The organism is Rhodopseudomonas sp. AAP120 (assembly GCF_001295845.1).
In the GTDB taxonomy this organism is placed as follows: Bacteria; Pseudomonadota; Alphaproteobacteria; order Rhizobiales; family Xanthobacteraceae; genus Rhodopseudomonas.
This window is the reverse complement of record NZ_LJIC01000015.1, coordinates 108,792-124,067: the sequence shown is the minus strand read 5'-3', so window position 1 is coordinate 124,067 and position 15,276 is coordinate 108,792. Positions and strand designations below refer to the sequence as shown.

Sequence of the window (15,276 nt, the reverse complement as noted above, 5' to 3'; positions counted from 1 at the left end):
TGCGTCCTTGAGTTTCGCTGCCGTGGGCGCCGGCGCCTCCTTGCCTGTCGCGGGCTGTGCCGACACGAGGACACTCAGAGGCGCGGGCGCAGGCGGTAATGATTGTGCCATTGCCCGGGATACGATCGCCTCTAGGATGCAGAGTGCCAATAAGGCGCACAGCCTGAAGTGCGACTTTGGGATGCGGCTCACCATTGCGCGGGACCCTTCGGTACTTAGAAGACGTCCTAACGAGGCAGCCGATTGACATCGTGTCAAGTGCGACTGTCACTCCGCTGGAAAGTCCGGTGAAGACTCACTAAGTTGTCAAGTTTGAATTATTCAGCGTCCCAAGGTGATACCGATGACCGATCAGTTGCTCAGCGATACAAAGCGCTATCCGGGAATGACGCGATGGTTCAGTCCGTGGCTGTTGCTAAAGCTAATCAATAACGTAGTTGTTTCGTCGATCTTTGGCCAGTACGCGGACAGGCGCCTAATTATTGCGGCACTCGATACAGTGGAGCCGGCGGTCCATCTCCAGCGAGCGGAGGCCTTTCGCGGAAAACTGGACGGGGATGGAGACGAAATCTGGATCGATTGGGTGGCAGATCTTGGCGACGGATTCGACAGTACATATGCCGTTGCGAGCCTGCTTAGCGCGAAGACACTGACTGTAGAAGGTGTCACTACCCCCTTGCCTCGCGGGCAGGCTCTGATCATGGGCGGCGACGAGGTGTATCCGCTGGCCAGCAGACAGGCCTACTACAATCAGCTTCGACAACCCTACGCATGGGCATCTCCAGACCATGACAAATCGGACGATAAGGGGAGGCCGGTTCTTGCTATTCCAGGAAATCACGACTGGTACGACGGGCTGGTTCTTTTCTTGGCGCTGTTCTGCAAAGAAAAGCCTTGGCACATTGGAAGTCTAAGAACGTGCCAACGTCGAAGCTACTTTGCCGTTCGGCTAACCGAAGACTGGTGGCTTTGGGCGACTGACGTTCAACTTCTGGACGACATGGACAAACCGCAGGCGGACTATTTTACGACCATCGCGCAAGGAATGCCGGAGAATTCAAATATCATTTTGTGTAGCGCTGAACCCGGCTGGCTGTATACAGATACCAACCGCAGCTCCTGGGAGATCATGGAGTATGCAGCTGGCATTGCTCGCAAAGCCGGTAAGAACCACTCAATCCCACTCATCCTTTCGGGCGATACGCACCACTATAGTAGGTATGAAAGCGATCGCGGCCGGCAGTTCATAACGTCAGGTGGCGGCGGTGCCTTCTTGCACCCGACGCACCAACTCGAAAAGGAGGTTTCAGTCCTTTTCGTTGATCACAGGGAGACTCTGAAGCTGGGCGTCATGACCGATCGTTCGGACGCCAAAAGGACCACTGAGGCAGCGTACCCGTCGTTCTCGAAAAGTAGAGCGCTCACGTTCGGCAATATATTCTTTGCATTTACCAATTGGGATTTCTCGTTGCTCATGGGGGCGATCTATTTTCTGTTCGCCGTTCTGATCTCACTGCACGACTACCCTGACGCTTACGTTGCCATCCTGGGCGCCTTCGCAGCGGGGCTGATCGGATACTCCTTCAAGCAAGAGGCTTCGAAGAAAGGAAAGATCTGGGGGTCATCCTTTGCGCATGCAGTAGTTCAGACGGCGGTGACGATTGCGGCGTCTCGTTGGTTTGCGGATTTCAACGCTCATCACTTCACCTGGACGGGAAGGTGGTGGGAGCTGTGGGAATGGCTGGGAATTCTTGCGATTGAGATGGTTCCTGTCGGGTTCGTATTCGGCGGCACTATCTTCGGGCTGAACATGCTGTTCACCTGTCTGTTCTTGCGGATGAACCGGAATGATGGTTTCAGCTCACTCAGGCTAGGCTCATACAAGAACTTCGTGCGCTTGAAGCTCAAGAAGGATGGCTTCGAGGTGTATGCTATTGGCTTGGATCGAGTGCCAAATCGTAGCGATTGGTATCCAAATCCAAAGCACCAGAGGAACAGGCCCGATCCAGAGGTGCCAGTGTATTTATCGAAGGTGGGGATACAGCCTCACCTTATCGAGAAAGTCGCGTTGAGTTTCCCGGCCAAAGGGGATTCACCGCCAACGGCGGCCGTTTGAATCATGCGATCTGCGTAGCTCCGCCTGAACAAGGTTGGCGTCTCAGATCCTCGATCTGATCCCTCACACGGTGCTGGCCGGCCGCACGGCGCGGACGGCGGCGGCGCGTTCGAGCGAGCTTGGCGTGCAGATCATGACGATGGGGCAGTTGGTGGCGCGACTCGCGGGCGGGTTGCTGCGCCCCGTTGATCTGGAAGTGCTGCAAGAGGCGATCTCGGCGGCCCTGCCGGTGGTCGACATGGGCGAACTGGAGCGATCGAGCTGCTGCCCGGGATGCCGGGCGCGGTGACGGCGACCTTCGACAAGACGTGGCGGGCGGGCGTCGACCTTTCGGCGGCGACACATCCCCGGCTGGCGGCTGGCGGCTGGCGCCCTGGAGCAGGAGGTGGTCGTCCGGTTGCCGGCGTCGATGAAACGACCGTCCGAGCTGGTGGCGATGGCGAGGGAGCGCGTCGCCCACGCCCCAACGGTGGTCGGTCCCCTGGAGATCCAGGAGGGCATGCGGGATGACGAAAACAACCCGGAACGACCGCATCGTATCGGTGGCTAAGCTTCTTTACGGCGATAGGTGGCAGTCTCCGATGTTGTGGCTCGTCGGCGTCTCGCCGTCCCTGCTGACGAAGATCGCGGCCGGTGCCAATAGCGACCAGCGCGCTGTCACGGACGACGTCTACGGGCGTGTCGCCGAGTCGCTGATTGGCGAGGCTGGACGGATGCGCAAGGTCGCCGACAAGGTCGAGGGGGCCGGCCGGAAGATGCGGTCGAAGCTCGGCGACTGATCTGAGGCGTAAGATATTTGCTGGAGATTTCCTACGCCGCCTCATCGTCGGAGCCACGTCGGTACCGCACCCGCCTGATCTCGTCGGACATCAGATCGCGATCGCGCAGCGCGGGATTTTCGCGGATCGCGCGGTTGCACCAGTCGTCGCACCAGTCCGTCCATGCCCGCATCATGGATCGCTTCCGGCCAATCTTCGGGTCGCTGCTGTAGAACTGCCCGGTGACGTCGGTCGGCTCCACACCTTCCATGTGATCGAGGATCAATTTTGCTTCGCTCGGAGCGAATCCGAGGTCGCGCTCGCCGTATGACGCGAAGGCGTACCTGACGCCGTGCGGCGACCAGCCGACGCCTGGCATCGCTCCAATCCAGTCGTTTAGCAGCCCGGCCTCGGCGTGCTGACGCTTCGACTTGTTCGATGCTCCTGCAGGGAAGAGCCACCCCTCGCTGCCCTCGAAGTCAGACATGCGATCGAGGCGCTCGACGACATCGGAGACCCAGGCGACGCACGGGACGAGATGGCTGCGGGTCCCCCGCTTCGTCCCTGATTTCCTGAAATAAGGCGGGATGTACCAGGCGCACTCGCTGTTGACCTCGGCGTAGCTGCGAAATCTCCAGCGGTTCGCTCCGGTGACCGCCCGCCGGCGCTGGACAGTCCCGATAAGAAGCTGGATCCCAAGCCCGATCCGATCTGGCAGGCAGCCGAGGCGGGCGAGGGCCAGTGCGCGGCCGATCTCGATCTCCGGCGGCGCGTCGCCGGCCTCTGCGTCTGGGTCGAAGGCTTCCTCACCGATTTCGGATCTTGTGCGGGCAGGAGCCGCGAGCTTGATCATCACGCCGTCGGCCACCGACGTCGCGTCCTGGCGGACCGCTTCAGAGAGCCAGGACCACAATCGTTTGATGACGCGGACCATTCCCTCGGACATGACCTCAGCGCCGCGGCTGTGGACTGCGGCGATCGCGGAGGCCATTTCGTTGCGGGTGATTCCGGCGACCTGCCTGCCGGCGAACCGGCCGAGTTCGGGGACCCGGAGCTTGCCGCGGTAGTCGCGATGGGTGTCCGGGCGATTGGTGCGCATTACGTCGGCGAGGAAGGATTCGACCGACGTCTCCCAGGTCCAAGACGGCTTCGGCCGTTCGGCCTCGACGCGGCGCTGCGTCTCGATTGAGACGCCGGCGGCCGTCGCCGCCAGGTAAGTGGCCGGGTTATGTCCGGCCCGGACCATCTCGGCGATCCGCGCTGCGCGGGACCTGGCCCCATCGATCGACAGGCCGCCGATGTCCTGGTCGCCGGCGACGGCCGGCCCCAGGTCGTAGCGCTTCCGGTCGCCATGGAGCCGGCACCGCATCGACCACCGTACGCCGCGCGGCTTCACGCGGAGCTCGAGCCCCGGGACCCGGCTATCGATGATGTCGTAGCGCTGGCCTTCGCGCTGGTCGCGGATGGCTTTGGCCAGGGCTTTGGCGGTGATGAGGTCGGGCACGTCGTCGTCTCCAGATCACTGGGTCCCAGGCCAATCTGGGTCCCAACTGGGGCACGCTCGCGCGCAGATGTGCAGCGGTCAATATCCCGCTGGACGATCTCCGCAATCCGACGTTTTCTTGGTAAATGCCTGAAATCTCATGGGAAGCTAATTCGAGTTAGCTTCCCATAGGTGGCGAACTGGGAGGCTGATAAATGGGACCCGGACTGACTCTTAATCAGCGGGTCCCAGGTTCGAGCCCTGGTGCGCCCACCAAGTCTCCCCTTGAAGCAGAAATTCTGACGATCAAGGGCAGACGCCGGTGGTGTCTTGGACGCTTCCAGCCACGATCTCATTTAAATCGGATTGATACCAACCTTCTCGAAACGGATGCGTTCGAGATTGATGGTGCAGCTGTTGCGGCCACGCCGGCGGGGCATGGTCGCCCGGCGACGCTGGCGTGAGCGATGCCCCCCCATGTCACCACACTGTCACACAACGCAGCGAGAGAGTGTCCGGCAATCAACCGGGCATCCTCATGGACTATTTCAGGCGCTTCACCTTCCTGTTCTCGGCTCCCACCTTCGACGCGGATGATCTCGAGGGGCTTCGCTTCAACCAGATTGTCGCCGAGATCGAGCGGTCCGGCTTCGAGATCGTCAAGGCGCGCAAGCTCGAGGATGCCGAGATCGCGGTGCAGACCGACGCGGCGATCGGCTGCATGGTGGTCGACTGGGGCAAGAAGGGGCTCGAGGGCAAGACCGCCGCGCTGATCAATTTGATGCGCCGGCGAGGTCTCGATTTCCCGATCGTGCTGCTGATCCGCCGCAAGCGGTTCGAGGAAGTGCCGGTCGAGGTGCTCGACTTCATCGACGGCTACGTCTTCCTGTCCGAAGAGACGCCGACCTTCATCGCGCGCAATCTGATCAGCCGGCTGAAGCAATATGCCGACACGCTGAAGACGCCGTTCTTCGGCGCGCTGGTCGACTATGCGGAAGAGGGCAACCAGCTGTGGACCTGCCCGGGCCACAATGGCGGCATGTTCTACAGCCGCAGCCCGATCGGCCGGGTGTTCATCGAACATCTCGGCGAGGCGGTGTTTCGCGACGACCTCGACAATTCGGTGCTCGACCTCGGCGATCTCCTGACCCACGAAGGGCCGGCGCTGCGCGCGCAGCAGGAAGCCGCGCAGATTTTTGGCGCCGAGAAGACCTACTTCGTGCTCAACGGCACGTCGAGTTCGAACAAGGTCGCGCTCGGCGCGCTGGTCACCGACGGCGACCTCGTGCTGTTCGACCGCAACAACCACAAGGCCGCCCATCACGGCGCGCTGATGATCGCCGGCGGCATTCCGGTCTATGTGCCCACCGTCCGCAATGCCTGGGGGCTGATCGGGCCGATGGCCTGGGATGCGCTGGACGAGACCGCGCTGCGCGAACGCATCCGCACGCATCCGCTGGTCAAGGACCCGGAGGCGTGGCGCAAGCCGCGGCCGTTCCGCGTCGCGGTGGTCGAACAGTGCACCTATGACGGCACCATCCACAGCGCCGAGATGATCCTGCGCCGCATCGGCCATTTGTGCGACTACATCCTGTTCGACGAGGCCTGGGCGGGCTTCATGAAGTTTCATCCGCTCTACGCCGGGCGCTTCGCCATGGGCCTGGCCGATCTCGGCGATGACGCGCCGGGCATCATCGCGACGCAGTCCACGCACAAGCAGCTCGCCAGCTTCTCGCAGGCCTCGCAGATCCATATCAAGGACCGCCACATCCGCGGCCAGAAGCGGCGGGTCGAGCACCGGCGCTTCAACGAGAGCTTCATGCAGCACGCCTCGACCTCGCCGTTCTATCCGTTGTTCGCCTCGCTCGATGTCGGCGCGCAGATGATGAAGGGGCGGTCCGGCGAGGTGCTGTGGGACGATACGATCCGGCTCGGCATCGAACTGCGCAAGAAGATCCGCGCGGTGCGGCGTGAGTTCGAGGAGAAAGAGGCACGGCCGGACCGGCGCTGGTTCTTCGATCCGTTCGTGCCCGACCGGGTGACGATCGCCGATACGGCGCGCGAAGGCGCGGTACACGACGTCGCCTGGGAAGCGGTGAGCACCGATCAGCTCGCGACCCATCCGGCGTTCTGGCAGATCGCGCCGGACGCCAGCTGGCACGGCTTCGCCAACATGACGCCCGGCTTCGTCATGACCGATCCGAACAAGCTCACACTGCTGACGCCCGGCTTCGACCGAACGACCGGGCGCTATGCCGAGCACGGCATCCCGGCCCCGGTGGTGGCGCAATATCTGCGCGAGAACCGCATCGTGCCGGAGAAGAACGACCTCAACTCGCTGCTGTTCTTGCTGACGCCCGGCGTCGAGGCCAGCAAGGCGGGGACGTTGATCAGCGGCCTGGTCGCCTTCAAGAAGCTGCACGATGACAACGCGCCGCTCGAGGACGTCATCCCGGAATTCTGCCGGCGCCGGCCGCTACGCTATACCGGAGTGCGATTGCGCGATCTGTGCGGACAGATGCATCGCTTCTTCCGCGATGCCGACGTCAGCGGCCTACAGGCCAAGCAGTTTCTTCCCGAGCATCTGCCGGAGATCGCGATGACGCCGCGGGATGCGGCGCGTTGCCTGGTGCGCAACGATGTCGACTACCTGCCGATCAGCGAAATCGCCGGCCGCATCGCGACCACGCCGTTCGTGGTGTATCCGCCTGGCATCGCCACGATCGTGCCCGGCGAGCGGCTGAGCGAACGCGCGAAGCCGATGCTCGACTATCTGCAGATGTTCGAGCACAGCTTCAATCAGTTCCCCGGCTTCGAGGTGGAAATCCAGGGCGTGTACCGCGAGTTTGACGAAGCGGGACGTGTTCGGCTCTACACCTATGTGGTCGCCGAATAATCGTCCGACGTGTACGGGAGTTGCCGTGGATAGCGTTTTGCCGATCCTGATCCGTCCGTCGCACGACGGCGACGTCGAAGCGATGCTCGACATCTATCGCTACTACATCCGTCGCGGACTCGACGAGGGGATCGACGACCATGGCACGCCGCAGCCCGACGATCTCAAGGAACGGCGCAAGAACCTGCGCAACCGCCGTTTTCCGCATCTGGTGGCGCTTCGCGGCGGGGTCGTCGTTGGCTACGCTTACGTCGTGCTGTTCCGCAAGCGTCCGGCCTATCGCCACACCGTCAAGCACTCGATCTACGTCCATCCCGATTATCTCGGCTGCGGCATCGGACGCCTTCTGATGCGCGAGCTGATCGATGCCTGTGCGGCGGCGGGCTCCCGGCAGATGATCGGCTATATTGATGCGGACAACGCCGCTTCGCTGGGGTTGCACACCAGCTTCGGCTTCGTAACGGTGGGACGGCTACCGGGGGTCGCCTATCGGTTCGGGCGCTGGGCGGACACTGTGATGGTGCAGCGCTCGCTCGGCGCGGGTGCGACCTCACCGCCGCCGGCCTGAATGACGGTCGTGAATTCTCTTGCAGGATCTCGCGCGCCACATCGCGGGCGCGGAGGAACGGACATTAGGTGATCGTTGCCAGCTGCGACGGATCGACTGAGATGCGTCACATGCTGAACGGTCCCATGGATGTCCGCTCCTCCAGGCTTACGACCCGCGCTCCCGGGTGAGAGCGATCGTTGAGGTCCTCAGCCTTCCCCTAAGTAGTTTCGATCCACGCTTCACTGCGGAAGCGACCTGGCGGGATAACTTTTTAGATCCCGATTTGGATCCAGGCCGCCACGCGGAAGCTGTGGGAAACGTCTATTGATGTCGCTGTGGTAAACTAGAACCTGCAGAGATGGCCTCATTCGTTGGCTCGACCCGAGGACAGATCGATCAGAACAGTTCGACCACTTCGATTCCCTGGGGCAGCCCGTCGCGGTGCACCGTGACTTGATAGTCTGCATAGCGTCTTGCCGGCGGACACGTGTCGAGGCGGGCATCGCCGGGGTCCACCAGATCGTCGCCGACGCGGCGATGGACTTCGACCCGGTCGAACAGCGCCTGCGCGTGAGCATTGCCGAGCGTCGACGCGTGCTTGAACGCGATGGCGCGGCGCGACACCATTTCGCCCCGCGCCGCCGAGCGGTCGTGCTCGAACATCACCGAAAGCGAGGTGAAGAGATGGTCGAGATCGTCCTCGCTGAACCCGGTGCGTTCGGCGAGCTTGGCGTTGACGAACAGATGAGCGCGGTAGAGCCCATAGGGCACGATGTGTTTGCGACCCATGGTGCGATTCTCGATCCGCTCGTCCTCGCCGTCGGTTCTCTCACGCTCCGCTTTCTCCTTGGCGCTGGTGGCAGCCATGCGGGTGATGGAAATCTCCAGCGGCAGGATCCGCTCGATCGAGGTCGCGAACGTGACCTGAACCGGGCCGCGGACCTGTCCGGCATTGATGCCGGTGCTCATCACCGCACCGAAGGCTCGCACGTCGAAAAAATTCTCGCACATGAACTTGGTGACGGCGCGCGCTTCATCATCGCTCTGTGGATTGAGTTTGTCGGCCTTCGCCACCTTGTCGCCGATGCCGCGCACCGCCTTGTAGGCCTCGCGATGCTTCTCGTTCAGGATCGCACCTTCCTGCACGTAGATGCGATAGCCGGGCTGGTCGCCTTTCGCCAGTTCGGTGTAGTTGCGTATCTTGCGTTTGAGCGAGACGTCGGTAACCAGGCCGAAATTGGTCTCCGGATCGATCCGGGGCAGGTTGCCGGCATCAGGATCGCCGTTGGGATTGCCGCGCGTGACGTCGAACAGAAAGACGATGTCGTAACGGTGAGCGAGTGGATTCATGCCGCGATCTCCGGCACGCCGCTCCCGGTCTTGCGGAAGAACTCGTTGCGCTGGTGGTAATAGCCAAGTGAGAACATCGCTTGCTCCTTCTCGGAGAGGATCGCCGGGAAGGGATCGTCGCCCGGCGACATCGCCTCCATGATCGAGCCGACAGCGTTCTCGAGGTGGGCGCGATGACCCAGTCGCTGTTTGCCGATCTTGGAAAGATGATTGGACGAGCCGTTGTCAAGTATTCGGAACACCTTGCGCGGCTGAGCGCTGGCGGCTCCGTAGAATTTGTCCTTGATCGTGGAGTTGACGTTGCGTCCGAGCGCCGCTGTCTGGATGTGCTCGTAGACGGCGAACAGCCGCCCGAGCAGATACCCCTTGTTGGTGCAGTCCGGATCGAGTGCCACCGGGACCTCCATTCTGAAATTCTTGATCAAAATCGCCTTCATCAGGCCGACGCGCAACGCGTTGACGTCATGGTCGGCGCGGAGCCGCGTGATCAGGGCCGACAGCAGTGTAAGCGGATAGTGCGAGCCGGTGAGGATCGCGCGCAGCCACTCGCCGGCAAGATGGGGCGAGATGTTCTCGCTCTTGCGCAGCACGGCGGTCTCGATCAGATAACGCCGCAGCGAGGGAGTCGGTTCGCGCGGCGGCGGACTGATCCGAAGTCTCTGCAGATGCTGAAGATAGCGCTCGGCAATGACGTCGAAATCGTCCTCGACGTAGAACCTGAGCGAAAGTCGCGCGGCGTTTGGCGCCAGTCCGAGCACATGGAAGCGGACGCCCGCGGGAAGGCCCAGATCGAGTGCGCCGATCGGTCGGCCCTCGGCGACTTGCTCCAGGATCGCGCCGACGCGGGAGAACTCGGTGTTGTCATCGGCGTTCAGCAAACCGGCGAAGATCAGCTCGGCTGTCGTCGCCGCGGCCGGAGTGGCCGCTTCGGCCCAGAACACGCTCGTGGCATCGCCGATCTGCAGGCGATGGCCGCTGCCGCGGTCGAGGAGCCGGTTGAGCGCGGTGCCATAGGCGAAGGCCGCTGCTTCCGAGATCGGCGCATTGGCGCCCTGCTGATGGCCGTAGGAGGTAAAGGCATCGAGATTGAAAGACACGATCGATGCACCCGACGATTGCGCGCCGGTCACTCCCTTGATCGCGGGATGCAGCCGGGCCAATGGGCCCCGTTCGCCGGACAGCAGACAAATCGTATCGGCCTTGTCTCCACCATCCATCAGCCGCGTCCATGCGGCACGGGCCGCCAAACGATCATGCAGAAAGATCGAGAGCGGACGTTCGCCCTCGAGCGCGAACACCACATTCTGATCGAGCATCTCGGCGGACCAGCCACGCTCCGCGAACTGCTCCGGTCTCCACCTGTCGAGAAAGCGCAGGAGCGCTCGCAAGCCTTCGTCGTGGCTGTCGTCCAGCCAAGCGTGGTGCTGGTCGCGAAAGGCGCAGTGCTCCTGCGCGGTCCGTTTGGCCTCGCTCGCGGTCACGCCGAGCACATAGGCGGTCTTGTCCCACAGGAAATTCGGCGCGATCGCCGACGTCCGCTTGGCCGGCTGCGGCACGGCCAACAGCCGCGAGGTTTTCTTGCGACCGGTGCCGATGCGAAGATCGATCGGCTTTCCGGCCACGGTGCCGTCCGCATGCAGCGAAATCAGAAAACCGATGCGTTGGTGCGAGTACCCGAACGGCGGGAGCTCGCCGCGCGCCTCCATACGCGCGTAGACGCGAACGAGGGCGGCCAGCGCGCTCACCGCCGCAGCTCCGGTGAATCGGGCGGCGGCACCTTGACGACTCCGCGGTCGAGCGTGGCGCGAAACAGCACCGAACCGCCGTCGCCGCCGTGGTCGATATCGTAGAGCATGAAGCCGAGGTCGCGCGGAATTCCGAAACCGAGCCCCGCCGTACGATCCTCCGGATCCGGCTGCGGCAACGGCGTGTGCGGCTCCAGAAGCTCGAAGCTCGCCGGAAACTCGCGCGTGCCGAGGCATGGCTGATGAAACGCCTGTCCCTTGCGGGCTCGCCGATTGAACGTGTCGAGGTGCTTGGCTTCGTTGTCGTCGATGCCGGCCTTCGTGGTCATCGCAAAATGCGCGCAGATCACGTAGTCGACGTTCGACAGCAACGTCGCTGCACGCTGCTGCCGATGGTCCTCGATGACCAGCGCGAGGTCTCCGATCTCTTCGCTTTTCATCGCCCTCCGGATCGTCGCGACCGGTGCCTTGGCGCCGACCTCGTTGCGGCGGATCGACTGAAAGCGGATCGGCTTGAGGACGTGGATCTCATCGATGATCCAGCGGATCGCCGGCTTCCAGTGGATCGCTTCGAGAATGCCGCGCGCGGCGGACGGGGTCATCACGTCATAGGAGACCCGCTCGACCTTCATCTCCGGCCGCGTGAACAATGCCCATCGCCCCTTCACACGGAGGCGAACGCCATACGCCATACTCGATCCTCGGCCTCAATCCGGCGGCAAAAAGTAAACATGACAAGTCGCCACTGGCAATTCACCGGCCCCTGAAGTCCACATACGCGTCGAGCTGCGCAGGTGCTCCGACGTCAGCGCAGAGGTCGCTGAGATCGCCGGCCGTCGTCGTTCGAAGCCGAGCAACGTGGAGGCGTCCTGATTTGGTACGGCTGCGCCACGCGTGGCACGCACGCCTGCCGTCCCGCCAGAGCCGTAACCAAGTCTAGACGACCCCGCTCGTGTAGCGCGCAGTCGGAAGCCGACGCAATTCGAACCCTGTCCCCGATACATCAGACGGATGATGGGCACGATCGGGTGCAGGCACAAATTCACCACGATCAGTCACCACAGACGGCGTTCACGCGCTCCGCCGTCGTGCTCGGCAAGGTGTGTGCGGGCCGGATGCGACGACATGATGAGATTGGGCGACGAGTGTCCGGTCGGCGGATTGGCTCGGTGCGGGATCTGCCGCGTGAAGCCGGCGGCTTGACCGACCAGTTCGTGTTCGATTTCGCGAGATCTGTGTTGTAAACGAGGTCATGGCGCTTCTCCGATTTAAATCCAGCACGCCCAAGCCGCGCCTTCCATCCGGCGTCCGGATCTACGCGGTGGGCGACATTCACGGACGAGCCGACCTGCTGGCGCGGAATTTCGCCGCCATCGACGCCGATCTTCATCTTCGGCCTGTCGCTCGCGCGATCGAGGTGTATCTCGGAGATTATGTCGACCGCGGACCCAACTCGCGCGGCGTCCTCGATCTGTTGATCGAGCGGCGAGGCGCTCGCGAGACGATGTGCCTCAAAGGCAATCACGAAGCCTTCATGCTCGACGTCCTGGCGGAGCCGCGCAAGGTCGCGGACTGGCGGCTGTTCGGCGGTTTGCCGACGCTGCTGTCTTACGGGCTGCGGCCGAGCGTCAATCCCGGGCCGGACGAGCAGGCCGATCTGGTGGCGGGCCTCGCAGTGGCGATGCCGACCGAACATCTGGCCTTCCTGCGGGACTTGCAATCCTCGTTCAGCATCGGCGATTATTACTTCGTCCACGCTGGCGTGCGGCCCGGCGTCGCGCTGGAGGCGCAGCGGGACGAAGACCTGCTCTGGATCCGCGATGAGTTCCTCAACAGCTCGGCCGATTTCGGCAAATATATCGTTCACGGCCACACGCCGGTGGCCGAGCCGGAGATCCACCCGAACCGGGTGAATATCGACACCGGCGCCTACGCGACCGGAAAGCTCACTCTGCTCGCCATGCAGGACGACGGGATGGTGGCGATTTAAATCGGGGGCCGATGCTGCAAATTCTCGATCGCGATGCGTCGCCGATGCCGCCGGGGCGCCCGATGCGCAAAGTCGGTAGCGGACATGGCGCCGCCACCTGGCGGATCGCCACCGCAGGGCTGGGCGCGGTGTTGCTGCTGTATGCGGCTGCGCGGATCGCGCTGCCCTGGAGCGCCGAGCATGGTGAATTGAACGGGGCGGGTAGGGCGGTGGCGCTTTGGTCGCTCGACGGACCGGCCTTGTCGCACGATGCGGAGGCGCGCGCTCGCCGGCTGCTCGCCGAGCCGTCGGCCGAAGCCTCAGGACTGCGGATAGCCAATTCAGATGCGCAGACCGCGCTGAGGGCGGCGTTGTCTGTTTCGCCACTCTCGGCCGAACACTGGCTGCTGCTCGCCTTATTGAATCGCCAAGCGGGCGAGCCGGCGTCGACGTCGTTGAAACTGTCGTTCTTGACCGGGCCGATCCCGGCCGGCGCGACGGCCACGCGGCTGCGGGCCGTGGCGACCACAGCGGCCGCCGACGACGAAGAGATCCGGCTGTTGGCACAGGCGGATATCCGGACGATGCTGAACCCGACGCCGGCCGCGCAGGGGGACGAATTGCGCGCGATCTACCGCGAGGCCACGCCCGCCGGACGCGCGTTCTTGCGGGCTGCGGTGTCCGCAGTCGATGGCCGGTTTGCCGCGACGTTGCAGTAGGTCCGCCCGCATCGCGGCCAAGCCGGCAGAAACTGCCAAATTCGCCATCCACTTTACGCCGCGTCAGTGGTGTCGCCGGGTGCCGACGGCGATCGGGATCGGCCGGACACGGCGGGGATTTAACCATCCCTGCGTCCTCAGCCGAAATCGCAAGATTTAATTTGGGGACGAATTGCGTTCCTCCCGGTCCTGTGGTGCAAATACGCCGGGCAAGAGGGGGAACGTCTTTGGCACGGATGTTTGGCTTTGTGCTGTCGCTCGTCACGGCGACCTTTTGGATAATCATGGCGGCGTCGCCCGCTTCGGCAATCTCGGCGGCGGTGGCGAAAAAATGCCAATCCGCCGCGCTTCTCGCATTTCCAAATCAGCGCGTCGGCACCATGTCGGGCGTCGAGGCACGCGAGAAATTTCGGCGCGATTGCATCGACAAGAACGGCGAACTGCCGTCTCCAGCGGCCGACGCATCCCCGGCCAAGTGAACTTCGCTTTCCGACTCTGCGCTCGCAATCGGCATTCAGCGCAGGTGGGACTGCAATTTTCCGTCCCGGTAGGTGCGTTGAACGGCTCTGCCGGGAGGCAGCGCGTTGTTCGGAATATTCTGGATCGCGGTGGGACGCGAGGGTTGGACCGTCGCACTCTGGCCGGTCGGCCTGATCGCTCCCGAGGTCGCGGTTTGCCTGACGCCCTGTGCCTCGGCGGCCGTGACGCTCGTCATGGCGGCCAAAATCAGCGTAATTCGGAGCATTTCGATTTCCTCCGCATTTAAAGTTGATCGGAGTGTAGCGAGGGATCACAATTGTTTCCAGATATTAAATCTGCCGACGCGGTCCGAGGCATGACGGCACGCCGAATAGCCACACTCCCATAAATTTAAATAGTGAAAGCGGGTTCGCGCTGTTCGAAGCCGGTCGGATTTAATATAATCCGCATGCGTAACCCGGCGAACCGGCCGAGCCGTTTCCTGGCGGTTGCACATGCCGATGGCGAGGGGGTGTTGGATGGTGCGGAATTTGGTGTCTGTTGGAGTTCTTGCTGTCGTGGCTGCGATCGCCGCGCCGTCTGTCGCGAGTGCCGCGATGTCGCCGGTGCCCTTGGCGCACCGCGCGGACGTCGTTCCGGCGTCGTTCTGGGCACGGCCCTATCCGCAGGGGTACACGGGCTGGCGGCGCTGTCCGCTGGTGCGAGTTCAGACTGAGTATGGCTGGTACTGGGAACGCGTCTGCTCCGAGCCCAGCGAGCCGGTGCTGCGCCGCGCCTATTGAGGGAAATCTTGCTCGGAGGAGCGCGGCGGGCCGTGCTTCTGTCCGGCCCGGCCGGAAGGCTCGTTGCTATCTGTCGCGCGGACGGCCGTCTTGCCTGAAGTTTCGATATTCGCGAAGTGGCGGGCGAATGCCGAGCGGAATGCTGGATCTCGGAGGGCCGAGATTCGGTGTCGACGTCGGGCGAGACGGCGTCGAGGCGGACGCGCCGGAGTTGGTCGGGCCGGAAGCCGAAGTTGGCGGATCGTTGACGCCCTGCGCACGGGCAACCGAGCCGCAGATCGCGAAATGGAGCGCTGCTGCCGCGACAATAATCCGCATGGTGAACTCCGGGCGTCAGTGGGGCGGCACGACCTTCGCGAGCCAACTCTCGGATGCCGGCGACGTTCCGATCGGGGCCCGAATGCACCGCGGGCTTTAAATGTCGCAGG

Annotated in this window: 15 protein-coding genes; 10 read left to right on the top strand and 5 right to left on the bottom strand. The window is 63.1% G+C overall.

The window, feature by feature from the left end; translation table 11 throughout:
* The first annotated feature begins 343 nt into the window (after window positions 1-343).
* From IP86_RS02610 to IP86_RS02600, 3 genes are all read left to right on the top strand, one after another.
* Window positions 344-2,116 carry a metallophosphoesterase gene (locus IP86_RS02610; RefSeq protein ID WP_012495616.1) on the top strand — a complete coding sequence of 591 codons (1,773 nt, stop codon included), beginning with the start codon at window positions 344-346 and terminating at the stop codon, window positions 2,114-2,116.
* A gap of 34 nt (window positions 2,117-2,150) precedes the next feature.
* Window positions 2,151-2,405 (top strand): hypothetical protein, encoded by a 255-nt coding sequence (locus IP86_RS28950; protein WP_041809693.1) that lies wholly within the window; start codon window positions 2,151-2,153, stop codon window positions 2,403-2,405.
* Window positions 2,406-2,622: 217 nt separating this feature from the next.
* A complete protein-coding gene (locus IP86_RS02600; protein WP_011502598.1) occupies window positions 2,623-2,895 on the top strand; it encodes a hypothetical protein in 273 nt (90 codons plus the stop codon).
* Between the two features lie 31 nt (window positions 2,896-2,926).
* Here the strand turns inward: IP86_RS02600 and IP86_RS02595 are convergent, their stop codons facing one another.
* Window positions 2,927-4,378, bottom strand: coding sequence for an Arm DNA-binding domain-containing protein (locus IP86_RS02595; protein ID WP_012495617.1), 1,452 nt, complete (start codon window positions 4,376-4,378; stop codon window positions 2,927-2,929).
* A gap of 517 nt (window positions 4,379-4,895) precedes the next feature.
* On the opposite strand from IP86_RS02595, the gene IP86_RS02585 reads away from it, so the two are divergent.
* Both IP86_RS02585 and IP86_RS02580 read left to right on the top strand, forming a co-directional pair.
* Window positions 4,896-7,253 (top strand): Orn/Lys/Arg family decarboxylase, encoded by a 2,358-nt coding sequence (locus tag IP86_RS02585; RefSeq protein ID WP_054161005.1) that lies wholly within the window; start codon window positions 4,896-4,898, stop codon window positions 7,251-7,253.
* Window positions 7,237-7,821, top strand: a complete 585-nt coding sequence (locus tag IP86_RS02580; RefSeq protein ID WP_502693983.1) for a GNAT family N-acetyltransferase — start codon at window positions 7,237-7,239, stop codon at window positions 7,819-7,821. Before IP86_RS02585 ends, IP86_RS02580 begins: the two co-directional genes overlap by 17 nt.
* 378 nt (window positions 7,822-8,199) lie before the next feature.
* Here the strand turns inward: IP86_RS02580 and cas7c are convergent, their stop codons facing one another.
* From cas7c to cas5c, 3 genes are read right to left on the bottom strand one after another with little or no spacing between them, the layout of a single operon-like run.
* On the bottom strand, window positions 8,200-9,153 hold the full coding sequence (gene cas7c / locus IP86_RS02575) for a type I-C CRISPR-associated protein Cas7/Csd2 (RefSeq protein WP_054161003.1): 954 nt from the start codon (window positions 9,151-9,153) through the stop codon (window positions 8,200-8,202).
* Window positions 9,150-10,898, bottom strand: a complete 1,749-nt coding sequence (gene cas8c / locus IP86_RS02570) for a type I-C CRISPR-associated protein Cas8c/Csd1 (RefSeq protein ID WP_054161002.1) — start codon at window positions 10,896-10,898, stop codon at window positions 9,150-9,152. The genes cas7c and cas8c overlap by 4 nt, the downstream gene beginning before the upstream one ends.
* Entirely contained in the window at window positions 10,895-11,590 is a 696-nt protein-coding gene (gene cas5c, locus IP86_RS02565) for a type I-C CRISPR-associated protein Cas5c (protein ID WP_054161001.1), read from the bottom strand. Before cas5c ends, cas8c begins: the two co-directional genes overlap by 4 nt.
* A 560-nt stretch (window positions 11,591-12,150) precedes the next feature.
* On the opposite strand from cas5c, the gene IP86_RS02560 reads away from it, so the two are divergent.
* From IP86_RS02560 to IP86_RS02550, 3 genes are all read left to right on the top strand, one after another.
* Entirely contained in the window at window positions 12,151-12,888 is a 738-nt protein-coding gene (locus IP86_RS02560) for a metallophosphoesterase family protein (RefSeq protein ID WP_054161000.1), read from the top strand.
* Between the two features lie 11 nt (window positions 12,889-12,899).
* The gene (locus IP86_RS02555; RefSeq protein WP_054160999.1) at window positions 12,900-13,586 is read left to right on the top strand and encodes a hypothetical protein; all 687 of its coding nucleotides are present in this window, start codon (window positions 12,900-12,902) and stop codon (window positions 13,584-13,586) included.
* Window positions 13,587-13,813: 227 nt separating this feature from the next.
* Complete coding sequence (locus tag IP86_RS02550; RefSeq protein ID WP_156332362.1) at window positions 13,814-14,065, top strand: hypothetical protein; 252 nt, start codon at window positions 13,814-13,816, stop codon at window positions 14,063-14,065.
* Window positions 14,066-14,100: 35 nt separating this feature from the next.
* On the opposite strand, the gene IP86_RS02545 is transcribed toward IP86_RS02550, so the two are convergent.
* Window positions 14,101-14,331: a hypothetical protein gene (locus IP86_RS02545; RefSeq protein WP_054160997.1), complete on the bottom strand. Its 231-nt coding sequence runs from the start codon at window positions 14,329-14,331 to the stop codon at window positions 14,101-14,103.
* 253 nt (window positions 14,332-14,584) lie between these two features.
* On the opposite strand from IP86_RS02545, the gene IP86_RS02540 reads away from it, so the two are divergent.
* Together IP86_RS02540 and IP86_RS02535 are read left to right on the top strand one after the other, a co-directional pair.
* Window positions 14,585-14,848, top strand: a complete 264-nt coding sequence (locus IP86_RS02540) for a hypothetical protein (protein WP_245290513.1) — start codon at window positions 14,585-14,587, stop codon at window positions 14,846-14,848.
* 139 nt (window positions 14,849-14,987) lie between these two features.
* Window positions 14,988-15,266, top strand: coding sequence for a hypothetical protein (locus IP86_RS02535; protein ID WP_054160995.1), 279 nt, complete (start codon window positions 14,988-14,990; stop codon window positions 15,264-15,266).
* Window positions 15,267-15,276: the final 10 nt, after the last annotated feature.